This window comes from Streptomyces plumbidurans (assembly GCF_019857225.1).
GTDB lineage: Bacteria > Actinomycetota > Actinomycetes > Streptomycetales > Streptomycetaceae > Streptomyces > Streptomyces plumbidurans.
The window spans coordinates 1-7,488 of record NZ_JAFJSY010000143.1 but is presented as its reverse complement, the minus strand read 5'-3'; the positions used below and the strand labels follow the sequence as shown (position 1 = coordinate 7,488).

Below are 7,488 nucleotides of genomic sequence, written 5' to 3'. Positions count from 1 at the left end.
GCGGCCTGATCTGTCACCACAATCGCCTTCATCCCGCACCTTCCCTGCCGCTTCTTCGTCTGCACAGCATCTTCGCCCGGTGAGCACTTGGCGGCATCAGCGCCCGGCTTCTTACCCTGCGCAACTGACGTACGCGCTGCGGACGCCCCGCGGGCAGCTACCGTCATTGGGAAAAGGACGAAATAGTCCAGTCGCTGGCAGGGTGGGCCAGTGGTGTCGACTGGTTGGGAGGGAGCGATGAGGACGCACATCGCGGAAGTCCCGGCGCGCGAGAGTGCTGGTCTGGCCGCGGTAACTGACAGGGCGAAGTTGGCGGACTGGCGCCGCCAGGTGGTCGAGGAACTCATGACCCCGTCGTCGCCGTACGTGGTGGCGCTGCGCCAAACAGGTGACATGCGAGCGCGAGCCGACTTCCTCGACCAGTGGCGCGAGCTCATCGCGGAGGCGGTTGACCGGTTGCTGAAGTCCGGCGCCCCAGGGGCCAGGCTCTGCACGTCGCGCCGGACCGGAGATGTCGGTGTCGACGCCCGGAAGATCGTGGTGCTGATCCTTGCGGCGCTTCAGGGGGGCAGCACCTTGAGCCGGATTGCGCCAGATGCTCGGCCGCTCAACGCGGCGCTCGACCTCGCGCTCGTGCCTGTGGCGGCAACCGAGGACGACTTCCTGAACGGGGAGCGAGACGACCGATAAGTAACATGAACCCGTGATGACGACCGCTGACTCTCACAACGGCAGACGCCTGACGGCGCGCGGCGCGAAGACACGGGCAAGGATCGTCGCCGCAGCGGCCGACCTGATGTACGTCAAGGGAGTCGGCACCACCACGCTTGATGATGTACTGGCGGCGAGCGGGGTGAGCAAGTCGCAGTTGTATCACCACTTCGACGGCAAGGATGCGCTCGTGCGAGCTGTCGTCGATCATGTGGGGGAGCGCGTCATCGAACGCGAGCGCAGGTCCCTCGGTTGCGTCTCGACGATCCGGGGTCTGCGACGGTGGCGTAACGCGTTGGTGCAGAACAACGCCCTTCAGCATGGCGCCTACGGCTGTGCGCTCGGCTCGCTCGCCACCGAGGTCTCCGATCACGACGCGCTCGCACGCCGAGCCCTGTCGCGGTTGTTCACGGAATGGCAGGGGCTCCTGGCCGGCGTGCTGCGGCGGATGCAGGACCGTGGCGTACTCCCGCCCACGGCGTCGACCGACCAGCTCGCGACCGGGCTCATGGCGGCCCTCCAGGGCGGCTACCTGCTGGCGCAGACGGCACGCGACGCCACACCGATGGCAACTTCGATCGACATGGCGCTTGCACACATCGAGAGCCTGTCTGCCGGTTGAGTTCCGGTAACCAAGTCACCCACAGGGAAGGCGACTTCAGCCCGGGACTCAGCTCAGCTCACCGCTCATCGTGATTCTCGTGGTCGTGTCGCGTGCCGTGTAAGTGGCGATGAAAGCCGAACGGTTGATGTCGACGGATTCCTTCCAGGCGGGGTGCGCTTGGACGTAGTCGGCGACGAAACCGCAGTAGATGCCAATCCTGGCCTGGCCTTGAGTCCGGCTCAGGTCTTCCAGGGCGTGGCGCGCCAAGGCTGACGCGATGCCCCGGTGTCGTTGATCCGGGTCCACGTACGAGTGCGTGAGCGAGAAACGTCCGCCCGTTGTCTCGTAAGCCAGGGTGCCGACGACCTGGCCCTCGATCAGTGCCTCGTAGAGACGGGCGGTCTCGTTCTTGCGTACCTCAATGGCGGCCGGTGATGGCTCCATGTTGTCTTCTGGCATGGCTCGTCTCCAGTCGGTGGCCCTGGGTAGCTCTGACCCAGGCATCGTTTGAACGGACTATGTAGTCCAATCTATGATACGTATCCGGTGGTGTGCTGGTTGCCATGCTTCGCAATCGGACCATGGAGTCCGAGGCGACGAGTCTCAGCATGAGTGACAGCAGGGAGAGGAGTAGCTCGATGAGCAGCGAGGAGCAGGTGCCGGTGACCGAGCGACTGATCGACAACATCGATCGAGGTCGCTTCGAGCTCTACCGTCACCATGACCTGGTCGGTTGGCTCTACTACACCCGCCTGAAGCCCAACCGGTACGCCCTTCGGCACACTGAGGTGGAGTCGAGTCATCATCACCAGGGGGTCGGGGGCACGCTGGTGGGGCGAGTCTTCGACGAGATCCGCTCCCGCGAGGGCACCGTCACCGCGATCTGCCCGTTTGTGGTCGACTACCTCTCGCGAACCACCACCTATGCCGATCTGGTCGACCCCCGGCACCCGGGCTACACCGATCGCGCGGCCGCCGAGTCGGCGCTGACGGAGGCCGGTGGCTGACAGCACCGAGCCTTGATCTCTCCGACTTCGGCTCCTGCGGTTGCTTCTGCCGCACCTGACCTATTGCCGGTGGTGTCAAAACACAGGTAAGAAGCGGCGCCCCACGCGACACCAACCCACTGCTCGAATGCACAAGGGAGCCTCGGCTGCCAACTGGTCGCGCGGTTCAGGCCCGATGCCCAAACCGGCGACGCGCGACCCGGGCAAGGTCATTCACGAGGGGAACAAGGGGAAAGAGTCATGAAGGCACTGGTCGGCGAAACTGTCGTGGCGGAGGCTGCGAGCGAAGCGGTGGTTTGCATTGAGGGAAACACCTACTTCCCACCGGACTCCGTGACGGCTGACGCGCTCCGCGAGAGCCCGACCCCCTACACCTGTCCCTGGAAGGGGAAGGCGCAGTATCACGACGTTGTGGCCGGCGAGACGGTGCTCAGGGACGGGGCCTGGTCCTACCCGAACATCAGGGAGTCGGCGGTGACCCGTGTCGGTCGCGACTTCAGCGGCTACGTCGCCTTCGACGCCCGCGAGGTCAGAATCGAGCACTGATGCATCTCGGCGCCACCACCTCCGGCACATTGACATGCCTGGTCACCAAGGAGAATTCATGGGCCTGTTGAACTCCGGTGCGGAATTTCCCGCCCTGAAAGTCAGTACCGTCGGAGGTGGCACCCTCGACATCCGTGAGGAGCTCGCCGACAGCTTCGGCGTTGTCCTCTTCTACCGCGGTTCGTGGTGCCCTTACTGCACCGCGCAACTGAGGGCGTTTCAACGGGCGAGCGACCGATTCACGCAGGTGGGTATCAAGGTCGTCGCGCTCTCCGTCGACGACGAGGCCACGACGAAGGAGCTCGTGGAGAAGCACGAGCTCACGTTTCCCGTGGCGCACGGCGTGGACGCCCACGCGATCGCCGAGGCGACCGGTGCCTTCCTCAACGACGACCCGGTGCACCTGCAGTCCACGGGCTTCGTCCTGGCTCCCAACGGCACTGTCATCACCGCCGTCTACTCGACCGGGGCGATCGGCCGACTCGTGCCGGAGGACGTCCTCGGCCTGGTCTCCTACCTCAAGGAACACATGGGCAAGGAGCACGCGGGCTGATCGCACGGGCTCGGAGCGTCGGCCGGTTCACTCACGGCGGCGGGACGCGGTCAGGAGCCTGACGGCCTCGCACTGGACTCCGTGCCGGCGCTTACCCGATGTGGACCTACGAGCGGAGAACATCATGCGGGAGATCGTGATCGTCGGTGGAGGCTATGCGGGTTTCTACACGGCCTGGCGCCTCGAGAAGGCGCTCCGTAGGAGCGAGGCACGGGTCACGGTCGTCGACCCACGCCCGTATATGACCTACCAGCCCTTCCTGCCCGAGGTGACGGCCGGATCGGTCGAGGCACGTCACGCCGCCGTCTCGTTGCGGCGCCATCTGCGTCGTACCCGGCTGATCGCTGGTTCGGTGACCGAGATCCGCAATGCCGGCCGGACTGTCACCGTGCGGCTCGCGAACGGCGCCGACCAACGGCTGCGCTACGACGTCCTCGTGGTCACCGCCGGCGCTGTCACCCGCACGTACCCCGTACCCGGCGTCGCGGAGCAAGCGATCGGTCTGAAACACGTGGAGGAGGCGGTCGCCATTCGCGACCGACTGATGACCGCGTTCGACCAGGCGGGGTCACTGCCCCCAGGACCCGAGCGGCGCAGGCTGCTCACCGTCACGTTCGTGGGCGGAGGCTTTTCCGGTGTCGAGGGCTTCGGTGAGCTGCTGTCGCTCGCGACCGCGATGCTCAAGTCCTACCCCGAGCTGAGCATCGACGATCTGCAGTTCCATCTGGTCGAGGCACAAGGCCGCATTCTTCCCGAGGTGGGGAACAAGGCCGGTGCCTGGGTGGTCGACTCCCTGGAACGGCGTGGCGCACGCGTGCATCTGAACACCCAGCTCGTGTCCGCCGAGCACGGACACGTCGTCCTCTCCGACGGAGAGGAGTTCGACTCGGCGCTCATCGTCTGGACGGCCGGCAACGCCTCCAACCCGGTTGTGCACAACCACACGGATCTACCGGTCGACGAGCGTGGTCTGCTCATGGTCCGCCCCGATCTGCGCGTTGGCACCGACAGCGAGCCCGTGCCCGGTGTGTGGGCAGCCGGAGACGACGCGGCCGTACCCGACCTGGCCTCCCCTGTGCCGGGGGCGTACACGGTGCCGAACGCCCAGCACGCCGTGCGGCAGGCCAAACGTCTCGCGAAGAACATCGTGGCGAGCCTGCGGGGAGGCAGAATCCGGCACTACCGCCACAGCAGTCTCGGCGTGGTGGCGACGCTGGGACTGGGACGGGGCATCTTCCAGTACAAGCGCATCGTGATCAAGGGGTTTCCGGCTTGGCTGATGCACCGTGGCTATCACGTCCTGGCCGTGCCCACCTGGGAGCGGAAGGTCCGCGTTCTTTCGGTCTGGTTCACGGCGGCACTGTTCGGCAGGGACCTGGTCTCGCTGCTCTCCGTGCAGCATCCGCGGAAAGCCTTCGTCAACGGTGGCGAACCGGACCGTTCCGACGCGAGCGAGGTGCACCCCCCAGCCTTCGCGCCGGCCGGCCGTAAGCTCGGCGCCGCCGAACAACAGAGCCTAGTTGGAAGGAAGTTGGACGAGGGTACAACTGGATGAGGCCCTCGCCGCTGAGCCGGGCCACGACGCGCCGGGCGCGAAGGGAACGGCCGGAATGAAGCTGGTGGAGCGGCCAGACCGGACTCCTTCGATCCCGGGACACGAGGTGGCCGGAGTGGTCACCACCCTCAGCTCGGGAACAGCGGGCCTGTCGGTGGGACAGCGGGTGTTCGGCCTCACGGACTGGACGCGCGACGGCACACTGGCGGAGTACGTAGGCGTCGAGGCACGAACCTCGCGCCACTGCCGGGGAGGTCGACTTCACGACCGGCGCGGCCATGGTGATGCCGGGCCTGACCGCGTGGCTGGGCCTGTTCGAGCACGGCCACCTGCAAGCCGGACAGAGCGTCCTGGTGCACGGCGCAGCCGAGTCGCGCCCAACTGGGCGAGATTGTGCAGTGGGTACGGGACGGTCGGCTGCGGACCGACATCGGCAGCGTGACGCCCCTTGACGACGCCGTCGACGCGTTCAGCCCGACCGAGCGGGTCAAGGGAAAGACGATCATCCGCATTCGTCCGTGAGGACGCGGGGACGGCGAGTGGGAGACTGTCGGTCGGTCACCCTCCCACCGCCGGACGTCAGGCCGCGGGGTCCCCACCGAAGCCGAGGACCCAGATGCCCGGATGGCTGGGATCGATGACGTCGGCGTACTTGACGCTCCGCGTCATGAACTGAGCGACGGCAGGACAGTGGACCGTGGCCTTCTGCCGTCTCTCTCGGAGGTCGTCGAGGATCACCTGAACCAGGATCTGGGACAACCCCCGCCCACGACAGGTCTCGTCGACCTCGGTGTGGCCCAGGACCCGTCGCTGCTCGACGACACGGTACGACAGGGTTCCCACCTGCGCTCCGTCCAGGTAGAGCGCATATCGACGGTACTCCGGTTCGTCGACCACCCGGACCCGCTTCGCGCTGTCGTCGAACAACACCTCGGCCATGACATCTCCCTTCGCACGAACCCACCTGGCCCCCCGTCCCCAAGACGCGCGACCGCGCGGCCGTCACGATGCCTGGGACCCTCCCTGCCCGTTTTGAGGCAGCAGCAGGCTGCGCAGCTGCTTCCGGCCCCGGTGGATGCGGGACATGACCGTGCCCACGGGGGTCCCCATGAAGTCCGCGATCTCCCGGTAACTGAATCCCTCGACGTCCGCCAAGTAAACGGCCGTTCGGCGAACCGGTGGGACCACGCTGAGGGCCGCCTTGAGGTCGGGGCTGGGCATGTGAGCCAAGGCGGCGGATTCTGCGGAGCCGAACGCCAAGCGGCCGTATGCGTCATGGTGCGGCAGTTGCTGTTCCTCGGCATCCGCTACGAGGTATTGCCGCGGCCGCCGCTGCTCCTTTCGGTACGTGTTGATGTACTGGTTCACGAGTATTCTCCGCATCCACGCGCCGAAATTCGTTCCAGGGCGGTATTTATCGAACGACGCATACGCCCGCGTGTAGGCGTCCTGCACGAGGTCCTCTGCATCGGCCGGGTTGCGCGCCATCCTCCGGGCGGCGGCAAGCAGGGATCGCCGATGTGCCAGCGCGTCCTGCTCGAACCGAGCGCGGCGTTCCGTACAGCTTTCGTTCTGACCCCCAGGTGAGGGGTGTTGAGGGGGAGGCGTCGCCACTGGCCGCTCCTCTCTGCGTCTGGCTGATACATCAGCCCTTGATGCGTATGGGCGTGTTGGACGCCGATCGCCGTCTGTAGCGGCATTACCGGGTTGGCGGCCCCATTCGGTTCGGTTCTTACTGGCCGGGAGCTCGGCGTCACCGAGGGTGGTGCGCTAGCAGCGGCACTAGCGGGGGTCTGGTGGCGATCCGCGACGGCGAGTAGACGCAGAATCGATCCTGATGGGGCTTTCTTGAAGCCAGGCGGTGCGAGGGTGTCCGCATCGCTCGGGCCGAGATGGGACGCCGAAGTCCTTGGCCGGGGAGGGCGATGAGCCTGTCGGCACGTAGGTCCATCACGGCGCGGACCAAGTTCTCCGCGGAGAGATCGCTGCCCTTCCGCGCCCCTTTCGAGTGCGCCGGACGCGTGGCCGCACCGGGCCGTGAAACCTCGTAGGCGGGGCTCCTCCGTGCAAACAGACAACGTGAAAGGCAGGGGCCCACATGACGGAAGCCTCCGACAGCTTCGATCTTGTAGTGCTCGGTGGTGGCAGCGCGGGGTACGCAGCCGCATTGCGCGGTGCCCAACTCGGTCTGCGCACGGCCATGGTGGAGAAGTACAAGCTGGGGGGTACCTGCCTGCACAACGGGTGCATCCCCACCAAGGCCCTGCTGCACGCGGGCGAGATCGCCGACCGGACCCGCGACGCGGAGTTGTTCGGGGTGAGGGCCTCCTTCGAAAGCATCGACATGGCGTCCGTGCAGCGCTACAAAGACGATACGGTCGCCGGACTCTGCCGAGGTTTGACCGGCCTGGTGAAGGCACGTGACATCACCTATATCGAGGGTGAGGGCCGGCTGTCGTCGCCCACCTCGATCGACGTGAACGGCCAGCGGGTGCAGGGCCGCCACGTACTC

General features: G+C 66.3%; 11 protein-coding genes and 1 pseudogene. 9 read left to right on the top strand and 3 right to left on the bottom strand.

The window, feature by feature from the left end; all coding sequences use genetic code 11:
- The first annotated feature begins 237 nt into the window (after positions 1-237).
- Both JYK17_RS39805 and JYK17_RS39800 read left to right on the top strand, forming a co-directional pair.
- Positions 238-690 carry a hypothetical protein gene (locus JYK17_RS39805; RefSeq protein ID WP_128800762.1) on the top strand — a complete coding sequence of 151 codons (453 nt, stop codon included), beginning with the start codon at positions 238-240 and terminating at the stop codon, positions 688-690.
- Positions 691-706: 16 nt separating this feature from the next.
- Entirely contained in the window at positions 707-1,333 is a 627-nt protein-coding gene (locus JYK17_RS39800) for a TetR/AcrR family transcriptional regulator (protein WP_108016143.1), read from the top strand.
- Between the two features lie 48 nt (positions 1,334-1,381).
- Here the strand turns inward: JYK17_RS39800 and JYK17_RS39795 are convergent, their stop codons facing one another.
- Positions 1,382-1,774 (bottom strand): GNAT family N-acetyltransferase, encoded by a 393-nt coding sequence (locus JYK17_RS39795; protein ID WP_164932086.1) that lies wholly within the window; start codon positions 1,772-1,774, stop codon positions 1,382-1,384.
- A gap of 179 nt (positions 1,775-1,953) precedes the next feature.
- Between JYK17_RS39795 and JYK17_RS39790 the strand changes: the two genes are divergently transcribed.
- The 6 genes and pseudogenes from JYK17_RS39790 (at position 1,954) to JYK17_RS40925 (ending at position 5,498) form a co-directional block, all read left to right on the top strand.
- Positions 1,954-2,322, top strand: coding sequence for a GNAT family N-acetyltransferase (locus tag JYK17_RS39790; protein WP_164932085.1), 369 nt, complete (start codon positions 1,954-1,956; stop codon positions 2,320-2,322).
- A 240-nt stretch (positions 2,323-2,562) separates the two neighbouring features.
- Positions 2,563-2,868, top strand: coding sequence for a DUF427 domain-containing protein (locus tag JYK17_RS39785; protein ID WP_108016146.1), 306 nt, complete (start codon positions 2,563-2,565; stop codon positions 2,866-2,868).
- Positions 2,869-2,926: 58 nt separating this feature from the next.
- A complete protein-coding gene (locus JYK17_RS39780; RefSeq protein ID WP_108016147.1) occupies positions 2,927-3,421 on the top strand; it encodes a peroxiredoxin family protein in 495 nt (164 codons plus the stop codon).
- A 124-nt stretch (positions 3,422-3,545) separates the two neighbouring features.
- Positions 3,546-4,976 (top strand): NAD(P)/FAD-dependent oxidoreductase, encoded by a 1,431-nt coding sequence (locus JYK17_RS39775; RefSeq protein ID WP_108016148.1) that lies wholly within the window; start codon positions 3,546-3,548, stop codon positions 4,974-4,976.
- 76 nt (positions 4,977-5,052) lie between these two features.
- Positions 5,053-5,395, top strand: a pseudogene (locus tag JYK17_RS40930) (alcohol dehydrogenase catalytic domain-containing protein); the annotation flags it as partial.
- Complete coding sequence (locus JYK17_RS40925) at positions 5,370-5,498, top strand: MDR/zinc-dependent alcohol dehydrogenase-like family protein (RefSeq protein ID WP_234548395.1); 129 nt, start codon at positions 5,370-5,372, stop codon at positions 5,496-5,498. The pseudogene JYK17_RS40930 and the gene JYK17_RS40925, both read left to right, overlap by 26 nt.
- Before the next feature lie 57 nt (positions 5,499-5,555).
- Here JYK17_RS40925 and JYK17_RS39765 read toward each other — a convergent pair whose 3' ends face one another.
- Both JYK17_RS39765 and JYK17_RS39760 read right to left on the bottom strand, forming a co-directional pair.
- Positions 5,556-5,915: a GNAT family N-acetyltransferase gene (locus JYK17_RS39765; RefSeq protein ID WP_222812292.1), complete on the bottom strand. Its 360-nt coding sequence runs from the start codon at positions 5,913-5,915 to the stop codon at positions 5,556-5,558.
- Positions 5,916-5,978: 63 nt separating this feature from the next.
- Positions 5,979-6,590, bottom strand: a complete 612-nt coding sequence (locus tag JYK17_RS39760) for a sigma-70 family RNA polymerase sigma factor (protein WP_164932084.1) — start codon at positions 6,588-6,590, stop codon at positions 5,979-5,981.
- 484 nt (positions 6,591-7,074) lie between these two features.
- Between JYK17_RS39760 and JYK17_RS39755 the strand changes: the two genes are divergently transcribed.
- Positions 7,075-7,488: FAD-dependent oxidoreductase (locus JYK17_RS39755; protein WP_222812291.1), on the top strand; the 414-nt coding region annotated here is incomplete at its 3' end.

What these genes read in the sequence shown, in the direction of transcription:
- JYK17_RS39765 (WP_222812292.1), bottom strand. Translation starts at nt 5,915, where the DNA reads ATGGCCGAGGTGTTGTTCGACGACAGCGCGAAGCGGGTCCGGGTGGTC.
- JYK17_RS39785 (WP_108016146.1), top strand. Translation starts at nt 2,563, where the DNA reads ATGAAGGCACTGGTCGGCGAAACTGTCGTGGCGGAGGCTGCGAGCGAA.
- JYK17_RS39780 (WP_108016147.1), top strand. Translation starts at nt 2,927, where the DNA reads ATGGGCCTGTTGAACTCCGGTGCGGAATTTCCCGCCCTGAAAGTCAGT.
- JYK17_RS39805 (WP_128800762.1), top strand. Translation starts at nt 238, where the DNA reads ATGAGGACGCACATCGCGGAAGTCCCGGCGCGCGAGAGTGCTGGTCTG.
- JYK17_RS39795 (WP_164932086.1), bottom strand. Translation starts at nt 1,774, where the DNA reads ATGCCAGAAGACAACATGGAGCCATCACCGGCCGCCATTGAGGTACGC.
- JYK17_RS39800 (WP_108016143.1), top strand. Translation starts at nt 707, where the DNA reads ATGACGACCGCTGACTCTCACAACGGCAGACGCCTGACGGCGCGCGGC.
- JYK17_RS39790 (WP_164932085.1), top strand. Translation starts at nt 1,954, where the DNA reads ATGAGCAGCGAGGAGCAGGTGCCGGTGACCGAGCGACTGATCGACAAC.
- JYK17_RS39775 (WP_108016148.1), top strand. Translation starts at nt 3,546, where the DNA reads ATGCGGGAGATCGTGATCGTCGGTGGAGGCTATGCGGGTTTCTACACG.